The 18,296-nt window shown below is 40.3% G+C and carries 18 protein-coding genes; 15 read left to right on the forward strand and 3 right to left on the reverse strand.

Features of this window, described 5'->3' with window-relative positions:
* The first annotated feature begins 9 nt into the window (after positions 1-9).
* A complete protein-coding gene (locus NQ508_RS03445; protein ID WP_006426401.1) occupies positions 10-762 on the forward strand; it encodes an exodeoxyribonuclease III in 753 nt (250 codons plus the stop codon).
* Between the two features lie 104 nt (positions 763-866).
* Here the strand turns inward: NQ508_RS03445 and ymfI are convergent, their stop codons facing one another.
* The gene (gene ymfI, locus NQ508_RS03450; protein ID WP_006426400.1) at positions 867-1,601 is read right to left on the reverse strand and encodes an elongation factor P 5-aminopentanone reductase; all 735 of its coding nucleotides are present in this window, start codon (positions 1,599-1,601) and stop codon (positions 867-869) included.
* Positions 1,602-1,825: 224 nt separating this feature from the next.
* Between ymfI and NQ508_RS03455 the strand changes: the two genes are divergently transcribed.
* The 3 genes from NQ508_RS03455 (at position 1,826) to NQ508_RS03465 (ending at position 3,418) form a co-directional block, all read left to right on the forward strand.
* Positions 1,826-2,362, forward strand: coding sequence for an HD domain-containing protein (locus NQ508_RS03455; RefSeq protein WP_006426399.1), 537 nt, complete (start codon positions 1,826-1,828; stop codon positions 2,360-2,362).
* Between the two features lie 111 nt (positions 2,363-2,473).
* Positions 2,474-2,746, forward strand: a complete 273-nt coding sequence (locus tag NQ508_RS03460; RefSeq protein WP_006426398.1) for an acylphosphatase — start codon at positions 2,474-2,476, stop codon at positions 2,744-2,746.
* A gap of 81 nt (positions 2,747-2,827) precedes the next feature.
* Complete coding sequence (locus NQ508_RS03465; RefSeq protein WP_006426397.1) at positions 2,828-3,418, forward strand: TetR/AcrR family transcriptional regulator; 591 nt, start codon at positions 2,828-2,830, stop codon at positions 3,416-3,418.
* A gap of 66 nt (positions 3,419-3,484) precedes the next feature.
* On the opposite strand, the gene NQ508_RS03470 is transcribed toward NQ508_RS03465, so the two are convergent.
* Positions 3,485-4,126 carry a GntR family transcriptional regulator gene (locus NQ508_RS03470; RefSeq protein ID WP_006426396.1) on the reverse strand — a complete coding sequence of 214 codons (642 nt, stop codon included), beginning with the start codon at positions 4,124-4,126 and terminating at the stop codon, positions 3,485-3,487.
* Between the two features lie 302 nt (positions 4,127-4,428).
* Here NQ508_RS03470 and proC point away from each other — a divergent pair, with 302 nt between their 5' ends.
* The 11 genes from proC to NQ508_RS03525 all read left to right on the forward strand — a co-directional run bounded on the left by proC (position 4,429) and on the right by NQ508_RS03525 (position 16,579).
* Complete coding sequence (gene proC / locus NQ508_RS03475) at positions 4,429-5,223, forward strand: pyrroline-5-carboxylate reductase (protein WP_006426395.1); 795 nt, start codon at positions 4,429-4,431, stop codon at positions 5,221-5,223.
* 196 nt (positions 5,224-5,419) lie between these two features.
* Positions 5,420-6,067 carry a hypothetical protein gene (locus NQ508_RS03480; RefSeq protein WP_006426394.1) on the forward strand — a complete coding sequence of 216 codons (648 nt, stop codon included), beginning with the start codon at positions 5,420-5,422 and terminating at the stop codon, positions 6,065-6,067.
* A gap of 96 nt (positions 6,068-6,163) precedes the next feature.
* Positions 6,164-7,837, forward strand: coding sequence for an aryl-sulfate sulfotransferase (locus NQ508_RS03485; RefSeq protein WP_242654646.1), 1,674 nt, complete (start codon positions 6,164-6,166; stop codon positions 7,835-7,837).
* Positions 7,838-7,989: 152 nt separating this feature from the next.
* Positions 7,990-8,508 (forward strand): peptidylprolyl isomerase, encoded by a 519-nt coding sequence (locus NQ508_RS03490; RefSeq protein WP_006426392.1) that lies wholly within the window; start codon positions 7,990-7,992, stop codon positions 8,506-8,508.
* Positions 8,509-8,585: 77 nt separating this feature from the next.
* On the forward strand, positions 8,586-9,440 hold the full coding sequence (locus tag NQ508_RS03495; protein WP_006426391.1) for an energy-coupling factor transporter ATPase: 855 nt from the start codon (positions 8,586-8,588) through the stop codon (positions 9,438-9,440).
* Between the two features lie 39 nt (positions 9,441-9,479).
* A complete protein-coding gene (locus NQ508_RS03500; protein ID WP_044919499.1) occupies positions 9,480-10,334 on the forward strand; it encodes an energy-coupling factor transporter ATPase in 855 nt (284 codons plus the stop codon).
* Positions 10,331-11,155 carry an energy-coupling factor transporter transmembrane component T family protein gene (locus NQ508_RS03505; RefSeq protein WP_006426387.1) on the forward strand — a complete coding sequence of 275 codons (825 nt, stop codon included), beginning with the start codon at positions 10,331-10,333 and terminating at the stop codon, positions 11,153-11,155. The genes NQ508_RS03500 and NQ508_RS03505 overlap by 4 nt, the downstream gene beginning before the upstream one ends.
* 97 nt (positions 11,156-11,252) lie before the next feature.
* Positions 11,253-11,993, forward strand: a complete 741-nt coding sequence (truA, locus tag NQ508_RS03510) for a tRNA pseudouridine(38-40) synthase TruA (protein ID WP_006426385.1) — start codon at positions 11,253-11,255, stop codon at positions 11,991-11,993.
* 193 nt (positions 11,994-12,186) lie between these two features.
* Positions 12,187-14,169 (forward strand): sodium-translocating pyrophosphatase, encoded by a 1,983-nt coding sequence (locus NQ508_RS03515; RefSeq protein ID WP_022416265.1) that lies wholly within the window; start codon positions 12,187-12,189, stop codon positions 14,167-14,169.
* A gap of 260 nt (positions 14,170-14,429) precedes the next feature.
* Positions 14,430-15,563, forward strand: a complete 1,134-nt coding sequence (locus NQ508_RS03520) for a CobW family GTP-binding protein (RefSeq protein WP_006426382.1) — start codon at positions 14,430-14,432, stop codon at positions 15,561-15,563.
* Between the two features lie 74 nt (positions 15,564-15,637).
* Complete coding sequence (locus NQ508_RS03525; protein WP_006426381.1) at positions 15,638-16,579, forward strand: TIGR03943 family putative permease subunit; 942 nt, start codon at positions 15,638-15,640, stop codon at positions 16,577-16,579.
* A gap of 396 nt (positions 16,580-16,975) precedes the next feature.
* On the opposite strand, the gene NQ508_RS03530 is transcribed toward NQ508_RS03525, so the two are convergent.
* Positions 16,976-18,178 carry an IS110 family RNA-guided transposase gene (locus NQ508_RS03530; RefSeq protein ID WP_006426109.1) on the reverse strand — a complete coding sequence of 401 codons (1,203 nt, stop codon included), beginning with the start codon at positions 18,176-18,178 and terminating at the stop codon, positions 16,976-16,978.
* Between the last annotated feature and the right edge of the window lie 118 nt (positions 18,179-18,296).

Raw genomic sequence — 18,296 nt, forward strand, 5'->3', positions numbered from 1 at the left:
GAGGAAGATATGAAGTTTATATCGTGGAATGTCAACGGAATCCGTGCATGTGCACAAAAAGGATTTATGGATATTTTTAATGAAGCGGATGCAGATATTTTCTGTATACAGGAATCAAAGATGCAGGCTGGGCAGCTGGAACTAGATACGCCGGGATATCATCAGTACTGGAATTATGCTGAGAGAAAAGGTTATTCCGGAACGGCAATCTTTACAAAAGAAGAGCCTCTTTCCGTGAGCTATGGATTGGGAATAGAAGAACATGATAAAGAAGGCCGTGTGATTACGTTAGAGTTTGAAGACTTTTATTTTATTACAGTCTATACACCAAATTCACAGAGCGAACTTGCACGACTGGATTACAGAATGCGATGGGAAGATGCGTTTCTTGCATATCTTAAGAAATTAGAAGAAAAGAAACCGGTGATCTTCTGCGGAGATCTTAATGTAGCACATAAAGAGATTGATTTGAAGAATCCGAAAACCAATCGTAAAAATGCGGGATTTACGGATGAGGAGAGAGGAAAATTTACGAATCTGTTAAATGCGGGGTTCATTGATACGTTCCGCTATTTTTATCCGGATGCAGAGGGAATCTATTCTTGGTGGTCATACCGCTTCAGTGCAAGAAAGAAGAATGCAGGCTGGCGTATTGACTATTTCTGTGTATCTGAAAGCCTGAAAGACAGGATAAAAGATGCGAAAATCCTGACTGAGATCATGGGGTCGGACCATTGCCCCGTGGAACTTGATTTTGAATAAAAACATATAAAAAGAAAAACATAAGCGAACCGTGCAATATTTATTGCACGGTTCGCTTATGTTTAAGAAACAGTATTGTCTGAATATCGGTTGGTCAAAAAATTTTATAGAAATCCGCCGTCAACTCCGATGATCTGTCCGGTCATATATTCTGGAGCATGTACAATATTCCATACCATCTGAGCGATTTCTTTCGGAGTACCATATCTGCCGGCCGGAATTTCTTCTTCAAGAGCCTTTCTCTCTTCGCTGGTAAGCTGATCATTCATAGAGGTATCGATTACTCCGCAGGCAATCGCATTAACCTGAACGTTACTCGGTGCGAGTTCTTTGGCGAGCGCTTTGGTAAATCCGTTGATGCCGGACTTGGAAGCAGAGTATGCAACTTCACAGGAAGCACCGGATGTCCCCCACATGGAAGAAATATTGATGATTTTTCCGGAACGTTTGGAAACCATCGGAGGAATCGCCTGTCTGCAACAGTAAAATACGGAAGAAAGATTAGTTTGAATGATCCGGTTCCAGTCCTCATCTGTCATATCAGTCAGAAGATTAATATAGGAAATACCTGCATTGTTGACGAGTACATCAAGATGTGTACATTCCTGATAAATTTTATTGTAAATTGCCCGTACGTGGTCAGGATTTCCTACATTACCCGGTACAAGTGTACATGGAGTATGGTATTTTTCGGTGATATATGCCCGGAGCTTTTTGAGCTCATCTACAGAAGAAGAGCAATTCAAAAATGTATGATATCCGCGGGAAGCGAATAAAAGTGCGATGCTTTTCCCGATGCCTCTGGAAGCACCTGTAATAAAGATTGTTTTTTGTTCCATAATTTATCTCCCCCTGATCAATTTATAGTGCCAGGATATCCAAACCGCCATGCGCTTGAAAGGGACAGCAGGCGGCGGGGTCCAAAGGCAACTTTTCTTTTATTATATACTGAAATTATTGTCATTTAAAGTATCAGGTGATATTATTTATATATTAAAGACATAACTAATCAGGCCGTATCATCGGCTCCAAAGACCATATGCGATAAAAGAGAGGTACCATTATGATTAATAAGGCAATTGAATTTGCCACGAGAGCACATGCGGGACAGTTCAGGAAAGGAACCAGGAGGCCATATATTGTGCATCCGATCGAAGTGGGAGATATTGTCTCAACGATGACGCAGGACGAGGAGATTATCAGTGCAGCAGTTTTACATGATACGATTGAAGATTGTGAAGGTGTATCGAGAGAAATCCTTGCACGGGAATTTTCGGAACGAGTGGCAGGAATTGTAGCACAGGAAAGCGAAGATAAAACCAAGACATGGATGGAACGCAAGTCTGCAACGATCGAACATATACGAAATGCACCGAGAGAAGTACAGATGGTAGGATTGGCGGACAAGTTATCGAATATGCGCGATATTGACAGGGATTATCCGGTATATGGAGAAGAACTATGGAACCGTTTCAGGATGAAGGATAAAAAGATCATAGGCTGGTATTATATAGGAATCAGAGATGCGTTAAAAGATGCATTTGAGGGAGTAGAAGCTTATGAAGAGTACAGCAGGCTTGTTCATAAGAATTTCGAGTGAAGAAAGTTATGCAAAAGAAGTTGAAAATATTCGCTTTTCTTGCATAGCGGAATGTAAAAAGGCAGGGTATTGCGTAGCGCAGTACCCTGAATTATTCAGAGGTGGTAATAGATGTCGGAAGTAAGAAAACATATGATATTCCATGGAAGAGTACAAGGCGTGGGATTTCGTTATACAGCAAAATATCTGGCAAGATCTATGAATCTGACCGGATGGGTGAAGAATGAATATGATGGGACGGTAGTTATGGAAGTACAGGGAAGAGAGACTCTGATCTTTGAACTCATGAAGGGATTGAACCGGAACCAGTTTATCCAGATTGACTGGATTGATACCGAAGAGATGGAGCCGGAACTGGAAAGTAGTTTTGAAGTAAAGTATTAAGAAGAATTTTCTGTGTACACTGTTAAAATAAATATGTTATACTAAAAGTACTTTAAAAGAGGGCGGATAAGGAGAAAATAAATGGAAATAGAAACAGACAACAAAAAAAGTGTAAAAGGAAGAATCGTAACAGCGGCATGGCAGTTGTTTTATGAAAAAGGATATAATGGAACAACGGTAGATGACATTATTGAATTGTCAGGAACATCCAAAGGATCGTTCTATTATTATTTTAATACCAAAGATGAATTGTTGAATACATTGTCGATTATTCTGGATGATAATTACGAAGTGTTAAAGACCAAGATGGATCCGGATATGAACTGTTATGAGAAGCTTCTTTATCTAAACTACGAAGCACATTCGATGATGGAAGAAAAGATCAGCATTGATCTTCTGGCTTCGCTTTATTCAACACAGCTTGTAGCACAGGGGCACAGATCACTTCTGGATCAGAACCGGACATATTATAAACTGATCAGCAGTGTGATCGATGAAGGACAAAAAAGAGGAGAGATATCGGATGAAGTACCGGTGAATGAACTGGTCAGATATTACTCGATGTGTGAACGAGCGCTGGTTTCGGACTGGTGTTTGAACAAAGGAGCATATTCATTGGGAGAATATTCCAAACAATGTATGCCAATCATGTTGGAACATTTTAAAAAATAAGAGATATACAAAGAACTTGCCAGTTGCAGATCGCGCAGCTGGCAAGTTTTTTATATACGTATTTTATTAATGCATTTTTAATGCGGTGTTACGGCCGGTTCCGAAATGGTCGTTTTTCAAGATTTCAAACGCTTTCTCATAGTTTCCCTTTCTCATATAAGAAATCATTTTTTTCAGATTGTCATTTGTTCTGGGGATTTTCATCCCGTTTCGGATAGAATACTGGCCAATGCGGATCAGTTCGGAAAGATTATTTTCATAGATCCGGTTGATTCTGTCATTGTCAAAAATACTGATAATTTCCATATGCATGGCAGTATCTGCAATCTCCCATTCATACAGATCGCCTGCAGCGGCGCACATACGCACGACTTTCTCTTCAATACGGTAAGAATACTCTTCGTACCGCCCGGAGGTAAAAATCTGACGGAAAGCGGCCCCCTCTAATAATTCCCGTAACTGATAAATCTCATTGATATCTTTATCTGTAATTTCTTTTACAGTCATAGATTTGTAATAGTCCGAGACAATAAGTCCTTCGACCTGAAGCATCTGGATCGCAGTGCGTACCGGGCTTCGGCTCATTTCGAGCTCTTTGGTGAGCATAGCCTCGGTAAGGACCATGCCCGGAGGATAGGTAAGATTCAGAATATTTTCTTTGATGGTATGATAAGCCTGTGTGGCAAGAGACGGACTTTTTTCTGCCATAGTAAATGCCCCCTTCAAATAGTACTTTCACAATAACGTAGTAAGTTATAGCAGTGCATATCAGCTTTTATATAAAAGTATACATTTTCTGTATTTGTATACAAATTATAACGTGTTTTCAAAGAAAATTCAAGGTTGTGTGTTGACTTTTTGAGAAATGAGTGATATAGTCACAGTAGAAATGATTTGTATACAAATTTAAAAAACGTATACAAAAGCACGGAGCGAACATAACAGATTGTTTATGTGTCACGTGCCGGGAGCAAAAAGAACATAACAGGTTAAAAAGGAAGGTAATAAGGATGAAATTAGGATTTATCGGTACAGGTAACATGGCATCAGCAATTATGGGCGGAATTATCAAGAATAATGTAATTCCTGCAGAAGAAATTATCGGGGCAGATCTTTTTGCACCTGGAAGAGAAAGAGTTCAGAAAGAATACGGAATCAATGTAACAGCAGACAATAAAGAAGTTGCACAGAAAGCAGAGACAATTATTCTGTCTGTAAAACCACAGTTTTATGAGAGCGTAATTGCTGATATCAAAGATGTTGTGACAGACAAACAGATTATCATTACAATTGCACCAGGTAAGACACTTGCATGGCTTGCAGAACAGTTTGGAAAAGATGTAAAGATCGTTCGTACAATGCCTAACACACCGGCTATGGTTGGAGAAGGTATGACAGCAGTTTGCCCGAATGAACATCTTACAGAAGATGAGATCGCATATGTAAAGAGCCTTCTGGAAAGTTTCAGCCGTGCAGAGATCGTTCCTGAGCGTCTGATGGATGTAGTAACAGCAGTAAGTGGAAGTTCACCGGCGTATGTATTCATGCTGATCGAAGCTATGGCAGATGCAGCAGTTTCAGGCGGAATGCCAAGAAAACAGGCTTATCAGTTTGCAGCACAGGCTGTTCTTGGAAGTGCAAAGATGGTTCTGGATACAGGAAAACATCCTGGAGAATTAAAAGATATGGTTTGTTCACCGGCAGGAACAACAATTGAAGCTGTTCGTACATTAGAAGAGCTCGGCTTCAGAAGTTCTATCATTGAAGCTATGAAAGTATGCGAAGAGATGTCAAGAAGCTTATAAGAATAACAAAAAATCAATAATAAAATATAGAGAAATAATGGGCGGGAATTGCAGAAAATCTGCAATCCCCGCCCATTGCGTACGCTTGAGAAAGTATGTTAGAATTTCTTTCAGATGTCTGAAAAAGTAATACCAGGTGTTGGAAGCAGATGGCTGCATTATTATATAGACAAATAGACAGGACAGGTGAGCAGATATGAAAAAAGAACTGGAATATTTTATGATTGATGGAGAATTCGGAGGAAATCAGGACTGGTTCACGAATATTGTTATGAATGTTGGTGGATGTGGAGCTGCAACGGCATGTGACAGCTGTATTTATCTGGCAAAATATAAGGGAATGAAAAAATTATATCCGTTCGATCTTGAACAGATGGATAAAGAAGCATACAAAAAATTCAGTCAGATTATGAAACCATACATCCGTCCAAGAGTTCAGGGCGTAAAAAAGCCGGAATGGTATATTGAAGGTCTGGCAAAATATATTTCAGATGTGAATGAAAAATATGGAACGGATTATCAGATTGATATGGAAAAATTCGACGGGACAGGTACTGCAGAAGAGGCAGAGAAGATCATATGCGAACAGATTGATAAGGGACTTCCGGTACCATATCTGATGTTGAGACATTTGAATGTTGAAAAGTACAAAGATTTCATCTGGCACTGGTTTCTTGTGGTCGGATATGAAAAGAATGAACAGGGTATGTGGATCGATGTGGCTACTTACGGGGAAAAAGTCAGACTGGATCTAATGGAGTTGTGGAAAACGGGCTGTGAAGAAAAAGGTGGAATCGTAATATATGAGTTGAAAAATACGGAGGTGCAGAGCAAAAACGAATAATTAAAATAAAAATGACCATATTTCATATTTTTAACACAAATTCTTGTTAAAATATTTATAACTGTGAAAAAATAATAAGAAAGTGGGATAGAAAAAGTGAAAAAGCGAATCATGACTGCAGGAATGTTGGCTATGATACTTGCGATGGGAATGACAGCGTGTGCAAATGCAGACACGAAAGAGAAGAGCACAACGAAGAAAGAACAGGTTTCAGAGTCTGATGAAAAAAAAGAACAGAAAATGTCAGATAATGAAGCAAATGTAATGAATGAAAAACAGAAAAAAATCTATGAGAAGATCAAAAAAACATACAATGCAGAAGAGCAGCAGAAAATAGCGGACGAACTGGAAAAGAAAAAAGAATCTCAGGAGTATACACTGAGTAATATGCTGATCGAATACAATCCTTTTGGAACCAATACACAGTCATTGTATGTTTATTTTGAGACAGATTCGGCGGTGAAAGTTTCTTATACGATTCATGTAAAGGAGGATGATATTGCCGACTTTAGCAGAAATGTATATCAGGATGAAGAGTATCAGAAAGAGCATGAATTTCAGGTGATCGGTCTGATCCCGGATACGGAGAATACGATTACATTCTATATAACGAATGAAGACGGTTCTACGGATACGAAGGAAATCGTATATGAGATGGGAAGTCTGTATGGAGAAGAGGCAGTACAGCTTGATACGGATGTAAAACAAAGTGCGGACAAGTTAGAAGACGGGCTGTATGTGGTACTTGGAAATGACAGTCCTTCTATGGATTTTATGTATTATTATGACAATAACGGAGTCTTAAGAGGAGAAGTTCCTCTTCTGGGATACCGAAGTCACAGGCTTATCTTTGACGAGAATTCGATGTATTACAGTATTTCCGAAAAGAAGATGGCACAGGTGAACCGTCTTGGGCAGGTAACAAAGGTATATGATCTTGGCAATTACAAATTGCACCATGATTATGTGTTTGATGAAAATGGAAATATGTTGATTCTTGCAACTGATACGACGCAGGACAGCGTGGAAGATATCGTGTTGAAACTGGATGTAAATTCCGGTGAGGTGACAGAGGTACTGGATCTGGGAGATCTGTTTGGCGAATATAAAAAGACCTGTGTGAAAAATTCTTCCGATGAACTGGACTGGATGCATATCAACACGATTCAGTATATAGGAAATGGGTCAGTACTTTTAAGTTCAAGAGAGACGTCAACAATCATCAAAGTAGATAATATCTATGACGGGCCGGTGGTTTCTTATATGATCGGTGAAAAAGATTTCTGGAAAGATACTTCTTATGTAAGTCTTCTGCTGAATAAGAAAGGAGATTTTACAATACAGGGTGGCCAGCATACGATCACATATGAGACAGATGAAAGCCTTGCGGACGGGCAGTATTATCTGTATATGTTTGATAATAATATTGGAATCAGTGAGACAAGACCGGATTATGACTGGTCGTCGATAGGTCTGAAAGTAAGTTCTGCGGTTGACGGAAAGAATTCCAAGTATTACAAATATCTGGTGGATGAAAATGAAGGTACATTTGAACTTGTAGATTCGTTTAAAGTACCTTATTCCGGATATGTCAGCAGTGCGCAGGAAACAGGAGATAATGTACTTGTAGATTCGGGATTAAAGGGGACTTTTACAGAGTATGATGCAGATCATAAAGCAATTGTAACTTATAAGATGGATTATGAGAAATTTATTTATCGTGTATTCAAATACAAGTTTGATGGATTTTATTTTGAAAAAAGTGAATAATCCATAAAAATGATATAGAAGTCTTTACGGATAAGGATTTATCCGCTAAAATGGAAGCGTCGGTTTTGCCGGCGCTTTTGTAATGCTATGCGTTCATAAGGAGCTGCCAGTGGCAGGTCCTGTAGATAACAAAAAGAAAAGAGGAAAATAAAATGACAAATCCAATCGTAACAATTGAGATGGAAAATGGAGATATTATGAAAGCAGAACTGTACCCGGAAGTTGCTCCGAATACAGTTAATAATTTTGTTTCACTGGTGAAGAAAGGTTATTATGACGGACTGATCTTTCACCGTGTCATCAATGGATTTATGATCCAGGGAGGATGCCCGGACGGAACAGGAATGGGAGGCCCGGGATACACAATTAAAGGAGAGTTTGCTCAGAACGGTTTCGCAAATAATCTTGCTCATACAGAAGGTGTACTTTCTATGGCAAGAGCTATGCATCCGGATTCAGCAGGTTCACAGTTCTTTATCATGCATAAAGCTGCACCACATCTGGACGGTGCATATGCTGCATTTGGTAAGATCATCGAAGGAATGGATATTGTAAATAAGATTGCTGAGACAGATACAGACTACAGTGACAGACCGCTTGATGAGCAGAAGATGAAAAAAGTAACCGTTGATACAATGGGAACAGAGTATCCGGAACCGGAAAAAGCATAAGAAAAACATAAGAAAAAGAAACGAAACAGCAGAATCATAGCAACTTCCAACACATATGACGCGGAGGAAAATAAAAGATGGAAATGATCCAGACAGAAAAATTAGTATATGAATATGAAAAACGTGATGAAGAAGGCAATGTGATTGGAACATCGCGTGCTATTGATGAAGTGGATATTGAAGCAAAAGAAGGACAGTTTATAGCAGTTCTCGGACACAATGGTTCCGGTAAATCAACGCTTGCGAAGCATTTAAACGCAATTTTAGTTCCGACAGAAGGTTCCGTATGGGTGAATGGAAAGAATACAAGTAATCCAGAAGAACTCTGGGATGTAAGACAGTCGGCAGGAATGGTGTTTCAGAATCCGGATAATCAGATCATCGGTACTGTAGTAGAAGAAGATGTAGGATTTGGTCCGGAAAATCTGGGAGTTCCGACAGATGAGATCTGGCAGCGTGTAGAAGAAAGCCTGAAAGCAGTTGGAATGATCGAGTACAGACATCATTCTCCGAATAAGCTTTCCGGTGGACAGAAGCAGAGGGTTGCAATTGCAGGGGTTGTAGCAATGGAACCCAAATGCATCGTTATGGATGAGCCAACGGCGATGCTTGATCCGGTTGGAAGAAAAGAAGTCTTAAAGACGGTCCACAAACTCAGAAAACAGAAGAATGTTACAGTAATTCTGATTACGCATTATATGGAAGAAGTAGTAGATGCGGATAAGATCTTTGTAATGGATCACGGCAAGGTTGTGATGGAGGGAACTCCGAAAGAGATATTCTCAAGGGTGGATGAGCTTAAGAGCTATCGCCTGGATGTACCACAGGTGACAATCCTGGCAGATGAACTTCGAAAACGTGGACTGGATATTCCAAAAGGAATCTTAAGAAAAGAAGAACTGGTAGAAGCAATTACGCATTTACAACAATAGAACATTTGATGTGAGAAATGGTGAGAAGAAATGACAGACATTGCAATTAAGATAGAACATTTGAATTATGTATACAGTCCCGGGACTGCATACGAAAAACATGCACTCAAAGACATTTGCCTGGAGATTCCACACGGTGAATTTGTGGGAATCATCGGTCATACCGGATCGGGGAAATCGACTCTGATCCAGCATCTGAACGGACTTGTGAAAGCAACGGACGGTGCGCTGTATTATAATGGAGAGAACATTTACCAAAATGGATATGATATGCGTGCACTCCGTAATCAGGTAGGACTGGTGTTCCAGTATCCGGAGTATCAGTTGTTCGAGATTGACGTACTGACAGATGTGTGCTTTGGACCGAAAAACCAGGGGCTGAGCAAAGAAGAGTGTGAAAAGCGTGCGTTGGAAGCACTGAAACTGGTAGGATTGAAAGAAAAATATTATAAATCTTCTCCGTTCGAGCTCTCGGGCGGTCAGAAACGAAGAGTAGCGATCGCAGGAGTTCTGGCAATGCGTCCGAAAGTGCTGGTTCTTGACGAGCCGACGGCGGGACTTGATCCAAAGGGAAGAGATGACATTCTGGATCAGATCGCATACCTGCATAAGCAGAGTGATATGACGGTCATTCTGGTATCACATAGTATGGAAGATATTGCAAGATATGCAGACCGGATCATTGTGATGAACAAAGGGTCTGTAATGTATAATGGTGCGCCGAAAGAGGTATTTGCACATTATCAGGAACTGGAAAAAATCGGACTTGCAGCTCCGCAGGTGACGTATATCATGCATGATCTGAAAGAAAAAGGTTTACCAGTCAAGGTAAATGTAACGACTGTAGAAGAAGCGGCAGATGAGATTATGCAGGCACTGGAGAAGAAGATATGATAAGAGATATTACAATCGGACAATATTATCCGGCAAAGAGTGTATTACACAGATTAGATCCAAGAGTGAAACTGGTGGGGACGCTGTTATATCTGATTTCATTGTTTTTATTCAACAGCATTCCGGGATATGTGATGACAACATTGTTCCTGATCATTATTATTAAAATGTCAAGAGTTCCGTTTTCCTTTATTGTAAGGGGATTGAAACCAGTCATCATGCTTCTGATGATTACAGTGTTGTTCAATCTGTTTCTTACAAGAGACGGGGCAGTACTGTTTCACGCGTGGATCTTCACGATTACAGAAGGGGGATTAAGGACTGCGGTATATATGGCAATTCGTCTGATCTACCTGATCATCGGCTCGTCGCTTATGACATTTACAACGACTCCGAACGAGCTGACAGATGGAATCGAAGAGTTACTTGGGCCACTGAACAAGATCCATGTTCCGGTACATGAGATTGCGATGATCATGTCGATTGCACTCCGCTTTATTCCAATCCTTCTGGAAGAGACCGATAAGATCATGAAAGCACAGATCGCAAGAGGAGCTGATCTGGAAAGCGGTAATATGATTCAGAAAGCAAAGAGTATGATACCGATTCTGGTTCCGTTGTTCGTATCGGCATTCCGAAGAGCCAATGATCTGGCAATGGCGATGGAAGCGAGATGTTACCATGGCGGCGAAGGACGCACAAAGATGAAACCGTTAAAATATCATAAAGAAGACAGAATGGCATATATTACTGTAATTGCTTATGTGATTTTGGTGGTGGTGATCGGAAGATGCGTGCCGGTGCATATTTGGGTGTTTTAAAATGTATACAGGGACGGAGGAATTAAAAAACCTCCGTCCCAAATTTATGTAATCTTGTTACTAAAAAATAATTGTATCAGATTGTGTGGAGGTCATCATGAAAAGAATCAGAATATTCGTAGCATATGATGGAACTAATTACTGCGGCTGGCAGGTCCAGCCAAATGGAGTTACGATTGAAGAAAAACTGAATAAATCATTAGCAAGACTTACCGGGGAAGAAATCAGAATTATCGGGGCAAGCAGGACTGATTCAGGGGTACACGCACTGGGAAATGTAGCGGTATTCGATACAGAATCTTCCATTCCGCCTGAGAGATTTGCGTATGCATTGAACCAGAGGCTTCCGGAAGATATTGTAGTAGTAAGGTCCGATGAAGTTCCGGCAGACTGGCATCCGAGATATCAGGAGAATATTTCAAAGACTTATGAATATCATATATACAATGCGGCGGTACCAAATCCGTTAAAGACAAGATATTGTACGTTCGTATCGTTTCCAATGGATGTTGAGGCTATGCGTGCCGGTGCAAAATATTTGGTTGGAGAACATGATTTTGTAAGCTTCTGTAATATCAGAACGAATACGCAGGATACAGTCCGGACGGTGTATGATTTGATAATTGAGAAAAAAGACGATGAAATCGTGCTTCGTATTACAGGAAATGGTTTCCTTTATAATATGGTTCGTATTATTGCGGGAGTCCTGATCCGCGTTGGCAGAGGATTCTATACTCCGGAAAAGGTAAAGGAAATTCTGGATGCAAAAGTTCATACTTCAGAGGGAGCGACGGCACCACCGAATGGGCTTGTGCTTATGAAGATAGATTATAATTAATCTTCTATACAAGAAAGTTATTGGTAAAAATAGATTATAAATAATCAATGAAAGGTCGGAAATTTGGACAATACACAGAAAATAATCGGAATAACGTACAAAAATAAAAAATAATGCCATCAAAAGTTAAGAATATGTTAAGATATACCTGTCTGACATGAATTTGACAAAGTCGGACGGAAGGAGAGAATTTATGGAAATGTTATTGTACCTTGTTCCGGTATTTGGAATTCTTGGACTTCTTTTTGCAGCTTATCTGGCAGCAAGAGTAGGAAGACAGGACGCCGGAAACGACAGAATGAAAGAAATTGCCGCTGCTATCAGTGACGGTGCGCAGGCATTTCTGACAGCAGAGTATAAGATTCTGATCATCTTCGTTGCTGTATTATTTATACTCATCGGAGTAGGAATCGGGAACTGGATCACTGCTGTATGCTTCGTAGTAGGAGCTCTGTTCTCTACGCTTGCAGGTTACTGTGGAATGAAAGTAGCTACTAAGGCAAATGTAAGAACTGCAAATGCAGCAAAAGAAAAAGGAATGAACAAAGCACTCTCAATTGCATTCTCCGGTGGAGCTGTAATGGGTATGTGTGTAGCTGGTTTTGGTGTGTTTGGTGTCAGCATGATTTACATTCTGACTAAAAACGTTGATATTATTACAGGATTTAGTTTAGGAGCTTCTTCAATCGCTCTGTTTGCCCGTGTTGGTGGTGGTATCTATACAAAAGCTGCTGACGTAGGAGCTGACCTTGTAGGTAAAGTGGAAGCTGGTATTCCGGAAGATGACCCGCGTAACCCGGCCGTTATTGCTGACAATGTAGGAGATAACGTAGGTGACGTTGCAGGTATGGGAGCAGACCTTTTTGAGTCTTATGTAGGAGCACTCGTTTCTGCACTGACACTTGGAATCGTGTATTATAAAGCTGAGGGAGCAATCTTCCCGCTTCTGATCGCAGGACTCGGACTGGTTGCATCTATCCTTGGAACATTCTTTGTAAAAGGTGATGAGAATTCAAATCCACACAAAGCATTAAAGACTGGTTCTTATGTAGCAAGTGCACTGGTACTGATCGTATCTTGTGTACTCAGTAAAGTATTCTTCGGAGACTTTAAGGCAGCAATCGCTATCGTAGCTGGTCTGATCGTAGGACTTCTGATCGGTATCATCACAGAAGTATATACGTCCGGAGATTACAAATCAGTAAAAGAAATCGCAGAACAGTCAGAGACTGGATCTGCAACAACCATCATCAGTGGTCTCGCAGTAGGTATGAAATCTACAGCAATCCCGATCCTTTTGATCTGCGTTGGTATCTTTATTGCTTACCAGACATGCGGACTTTACGGTATCGCGCTTGCCGCTGTAGGAATGCTTTCTACAACAGCCATCACAGTAGCTGTAGATGCTTATGGACCGATCGCTGACAATGCCGGTGGTATTGCAGAGATGTCCGAGCTTGATCCACACGTTCGTCAGATCACTGACAAACTGGATGCCGTTGGTAACACAACAGCAGCTATGGGTAAAGGTTTTGCTATCGGATCTGCAGCCCTGACAGCACTTGCTCTGTTCGTATCTTACGCAGAAGCAGTACATCTTAAGTCAATTGATATCCTTGACTCACGTGTAATCATCGGAATGCTGATCGGTGGAATGCTTCCGTTCTTGTTCTCAGCTATGACAATGTCATCTGTATCAAGAGCAGCATACCAGATGATCGAAGAAGTAAGACGTCAGTTCAAGACAATGCCTGGAATCATGAAGGGTACAGAAAAACCAGATTACAAGTCATGCGTTGCAATCTCAACAACAGCAGCATTAAAAGAAATGCTGGTTCCTGGTGTCATGGCAGTACTTGCACCGCTGGTAGTCGGAATCCTTCTTGGACCTTCTGCGCTTGGCGGACTTCTTGCAGGAGCACTTGTAACAGGTGTTATGATGGCAATCTTCATGTCTAATGCAGGTGGAGCATGGGATAACGCTAAGAAATACATTGAAGATGGAAACCACGGTGGAAAAGGAAGCGAGGCTCATAAAGCAGCTGTAGTTGGAGACACTGTAGGTGATCCGTTCAAAGATACATCAGGACCATCTATCAACATCCTGATTAAACTGATGACAGTTGTATCACTGGTATTTGCACCACTGTTCCTGTCAATCGGCGGATTATTATAAGAACATTTTAGAATAATCATAAAAAGCAGACGATATCTGTACCATCCGGTACAGATATCGTTTTTTTACTCTACTATGTGTACAAGAAGAAATTGTCTCCAATCAAAATATCTATAATGAGCAGCAGAGTTTGCGGGTGATTTATAAAAAGTTGAGAAAAATATTAGAATTGGGGGACTGGCAACCACCCGCTGTTTGTGATAATATATGTGTCGGGACTTTTATTAATTTTGAAAATAGATAGAAAAGAGGCAATAAACATGACAAAAGTAGATATTATTTCAGGATTCCTCGGAGCAGGAAAAACTACATTTATCAAAAAGCTGCTCAGTGATGTATGGGCAGGAGAGAAACTTGTGCTGATCGAGAATGAATTTGGCGAGATCGGTATCGATGGCGGATTCTTAAAAGATGCAGGAATCGAGATTACAGAGATGAACTCAGGATGCATCTGCTGTACACTGGTAGGTGACTTCAGCAAAGCTCTGGTAAAAGTATTAGATGAGTATCATCCGGACCGTGTAATCATTGAGCCATCAGGAGTTGGAAAATTATCTGACGTAGCAAGAGCAATTGAAGCTGTAGAAAAAGATGCGGACATTGAAATTGACGGAAGAATCACAGTTGTAGATGGTAAAAAGGCAAAAATGTACATGAAGAACTTTGGAGAATTCTTCAAAGATCAGGTAGAGCATGCGTCAACAATCGTAGTAAGCCGTACACAGATGATGACAGATGAAAAAGTAGAAGAATGCGTACACACACTTCGTGAAGAAAATGCAGAAGCAACGATCATCTCTACACCATGGGATGAGCTTGGCAAAGAGGCAATCAGTCATGCACTGACAAAGGGTGCTGAGATTGAGAGCCTGTTTGAAGATCATGAAGATCATGAAGATCACGATCATGATCACGACCATTGTGACCACGATCACCATGACCATCATGATCACGATCACGACCATTGTGACCATGATCACCATGACCACGATCATGATCACTGCGATCACGACCATCATGATCACTGCAATCACGATCATCATGACCACGATCATCATGACCATGATCACGATTGCTGCTGTGGACACGATCACGATCATCACCACCATCATCATGCAGATGATGTGTTTACAAGCTGGGGCAAAGAGACTGTTCATAAATATACCGAAGAAGAACTGGATTATCTGATGAAGGCACTGTCAGAGACAACATCTTACGGAACAATTCTTCGTTCTAAAGGTATTATCCAGATGACAGACGGATCATGGAAACAGTTCGACTTAGTACCGGAAGAGTACGAAGTAAGAGAAGGACAGCCGGACTACACAGGACGTATCTGTGTAATCGGAACAGACCTGAAAGAGGACGACCTTCTGAAATTATTCCACGTATAGGATACTAATAATTGGCTCCATATTATTATGGAGCCAAAAATCACAATATAACCATAAAAGAAAGAGGTGCGAGTATGGCAACACCTATGTTTATCGTTACGGGATTCTTAGACAGTGGTAAGACAACCATGATCAAGGATACCCTGATGGAACAGGAATGGATTGAACCGGGACTTACACTGTTACTTCTCTGTGAAGAAGGAGAAGAAGAGTATCCGGAAGAATATTTAAAAGAAAAAAATATGGCAGTTCTGAAAATCGAAGAATTTGACCAGTTGAACACTGTATTTTTCAAAAACTGTGAAAGAAACTATCATCCGGCACAGATTATCATTGAGTACAATGGAATGTGGAAGCTGGAGGATCTGCTTTCAATCAGATACCCGAGAAGTTTCGAACTTCAGGGAGTATACTCTACCGTAAATGGTACAACACTGGATATGTATCTGATGAATATGAGAAATATGCTGATGGAACAGCTCACAGAGTCTGAGCTGATCGTTGTTAACAGATGTGCAGATGGTGTTAACAGATCCGGATTCAGACGTGCACTGAAGGTACAGAATCCGATGGCACAGCTGATCTTTGAAGATATGCAAGGCAAGATCATCGAGCCATCCGAAGAAGATCTCCCATATGATGTAAAAGGAGACAAGATCGTACTGGATGATGTTGATTTTGGTGTGTGGTATGTGGATGCATATGATCATCCGGAATTATATCTGCATAAAGAAATCGACTTCAAAGGACAGATCTTCCGCCCGAAGGGAATGCCGGACAATATGTTCGTTCCGGTCAGAGAGATCATGACATGCTGCGCGGAAGATGTACGTTATTACGGATATCCATGCAAAGCAGAAAAGAAGATCGATGTAAAAGCAAAATCCTGGATGCAGATCCGTGCAAGGTTCGAGTACGAGGCAGTAAGTTCCTTTGGAAATAAACAGCCGGTACTGTACCTGATCGATATGGAACCAGCCGCAGAGCCGGAAGATAAGGTTGTGTATTTAGGGTAATTGGGATTTAATTCAGAAAGGCACGACGACCCGGACCTGCATAAAAAGTAGGAAGCCGTTCCTGTTCAGGTTCCGTCGGCGGGAAATACTAAAGCGTCAAAATTATGCTAAAAACGGGCTTCCGAAATTTGCAACTCGCCATTCGGCTCAAACAGGCAAATTTCGAAAACCCAACGCATAATTTTGACGCTTAACTATTTCCAACACCTTCTTCACATTCACTGGAACGGCTTCCTACTTTTTATTCCGTGTGTGTCGAATACCTTAAGAATGAAACCTGCTAAGAAAAGTCAATAATTATTTTTATCTTTTTTATTTTCTGTCACAAAATATATTTGCGTACCACAAATAGACTGTCTGATTGGCAGTCTAAAAAATTATTTATTTTATATAAGATTATATATTTTTATATAGTTCGGTTACTCGAGCATAATAAATGCGTAAAAACTTATTTAATCCGGCTATCTTTGCTGATTTTTTACTTTTACCTTCTGATTCCTTTTTTACAACATATCGGTAAACCGGATCTTCTGGCCTGGAACGCATTTTTAAACTTCTCATTGTTTCGTATCCTACTTTGCGCAATGATGCTGAACCACGTTTCGAGATTTTCCTATTACAACCTACAAATTGGCCAGATTCATACGGTGGTGGATCAATTCCTGCGAATGCAACCAATGCCTTCCCGTTGCGAAATCTGCGAACATCTCCTATTTCTGCAATTAACTTTGGGGCTAATGTATTTCCCACTCCACCCATTTCTCTTACAACCGAATATTCTGGCAAAGTCTTGGCTATTTCCTGCATCCGTGATAAAATTAGACCAAGGGTTGCATCAACTTCCTTGAGCACCCGAACTGCTTCAGTCACCAGCATTTTGACCGATGAGGTTTCTGAAGGTAATGTGGGAATACTTTCCTGAGCCAGGGTGTATATAACTTTGGCTTTTTCCTGGCTTGGGACGTATTTCTTTTCTTTTGCCCAAAGTATATACTTTTCAGTAAATTCCTGTTCAGACATAGATGTTATTACATCATAATGCCAAAAACGTTCCACAAAATCACTTCTTTTATCTTTCCGATTTGTTTCATTCCAACTTGCAAGAAGATTCTTTATTCCAGGCATGGTCAAATCTAAAAGATGGGTCAATTCAGCGAGAGATAAAAGATGAAGCTTCATATAATGCCGATATTGCTGTCCAAGCAACTTCAACTCTTCATAAATCACTCCAGAAATTTGAAATTCTTTCATTTTAAACCAATGATCAATTCCATAATTAGCAATGATACGGGAATCAATCTTGTCGGTTTTGGCTTTTCGCAGACTTTCGTTACGATAACTTTTCATAAGATACGGATTAATTACAGAAACAAAAAATCCTTTTTCCTGTAAATATGTAAGAACTGGAAGATGATAAATTCCGGTTGCTTCCATAACGATTTTGACTTCATCATTTAGTCTGAAAAGCATGGAAGATAATTCGCTTAAATCCTTTTGGGTATGGGTAATATTGAAAGGCTTACTAACAATCTCTCCATATGGTTTCAAAATACATACTGTACTTTTCCCTTTTGATACATCAATTCCTACGCTGATCATAATATACTCCTTTTCTTTTTATAGAATTGCAGTTGTTTATCCCATCTACACTTATTATGATTCAGTTTAGTTCGTTACGCGAAAGCTCCTGCGAGTTTCAACCTGCTTAAATGAATGT

It is taken from the genome of Dorea longicatena, from assembly GCF_025150085.1.
Lineage (GTDB): Bacteria > Bacillota > Clostridia > Lachnospirales > Lachnospiraceae > Dorea_A > Dorea_A longicatena.

Excerpts from the sequence above, each read along its gene's own strand:
- truA (WP_006426385.1), top strand. The coding sequence starts at position 11,253 with ATGAAAAGAATCAGAATATTCGTAGCATATGATGGAACTAATTACTGC.
- NQ508_RS03465 (WP_006426397.1), top strand. The coding sequence starts at position 2,828 with ATGGAAATAGAAACAGACAACAAAAAAAGTGTAAAAGGAAGAATCGTA.
- NQ508_RS03480 (WP_006426394.1), top strand. The coding sequence starts at position 5,420 with ATGAAAAAAGAACTGGAATATTTTATGATTGATGGAGAATTCGGAGGA.
- NQ508_RS03470 (WP_006426396.1), bottom strand. The coding sequence starts at position 4,126 with ATGGCAGAAAAAAGTCCGTCTCTTGCCACACAGGCTTATCATACCATC.
- NQ508_RS03460 (WP_006426398.1), top strand. The coding sequence starts at position 2,474 with ATGTCGGAAGTAAGAAAACATATGATATTCCATGGAAGAGTACAAGGC.
- NQ508_RS03530 (WP_006426109.1), bottom strand. The coding sequence starts at position 18,178 with ATGATCAGCGTAGGAATTGATGTATCAAAAGGGAAAAGTACAGTATGT.
- proC (WP_006426395.1), top strand. The coding sequence starts at position 4,429 with ATGAAATTAGGATTTATCGGTACAGGTAACATGGCATCAGCAATTATG.
- NQ508_RS03520 (WP_006426382.1), top strand. The coding sequence starts at position 14,430 with ATGACAAAAGTAGATATTATTTCAGGATTCCTCGGAGCAGGAAAAACT.
- NQ508_RS03495 (WP_006426391.1), top strand. The coding sequence starts at position 8,586 with ATGGAAATGATCCAGACAGAAAAATTAGTATATGAATATGAAAAACGT.
- NQ508_RS03525 (WP_006426381.1), top strand. The coding sequence starts at position 15,638 with ATGGCAACACCTATGTTTATCGTTACGGGATTCTTAGACAGTGGTAAG.
- NQ508_RS03455 (WP_006426399.1), top strand. The coding sequence starts at position 1,826 with ATGATTAATAAGGCAATTGAATTTGCCACGAGAGCACATGCGGGACAG.
- NQ508_RS03490 (WP_006426392.1), top strand. The coding sequence starts at position 7,990 with ATGACAAATCCAATCGTAACAATTGAGATGGAAAATGGAGATATTATG.
- NQ508_RS03445 (WP_006426401.1), top strand. The coding sequence starts at position 10 with ATGAAGTTTATATCGTGGAATGTCAACGGAATCCGTGCATGTGCACAA.
- NQ508_RS03515 (WP_022416265.1), top strand. The coding sequence starts at position 12,187 with ATGGAAATGTTATTGTACCTTGTTCCGGTATTTGGAATTCTTGGACTT.
- NQ508_RS03505 (WP_006426387.1), top strand. The coding sequence starts at position 10,331 with ATGATAAGAGATATTACAATCGGACAATATTATCCGGCAAAGAGTGTA.
- ymfI (WP_006426400.1), bottom strand. The coding sequence starts at position 1,601 with ATGGAACAAAAAACAATCTTTATTACAGGTGCTTCCAGAGGCATCGGG.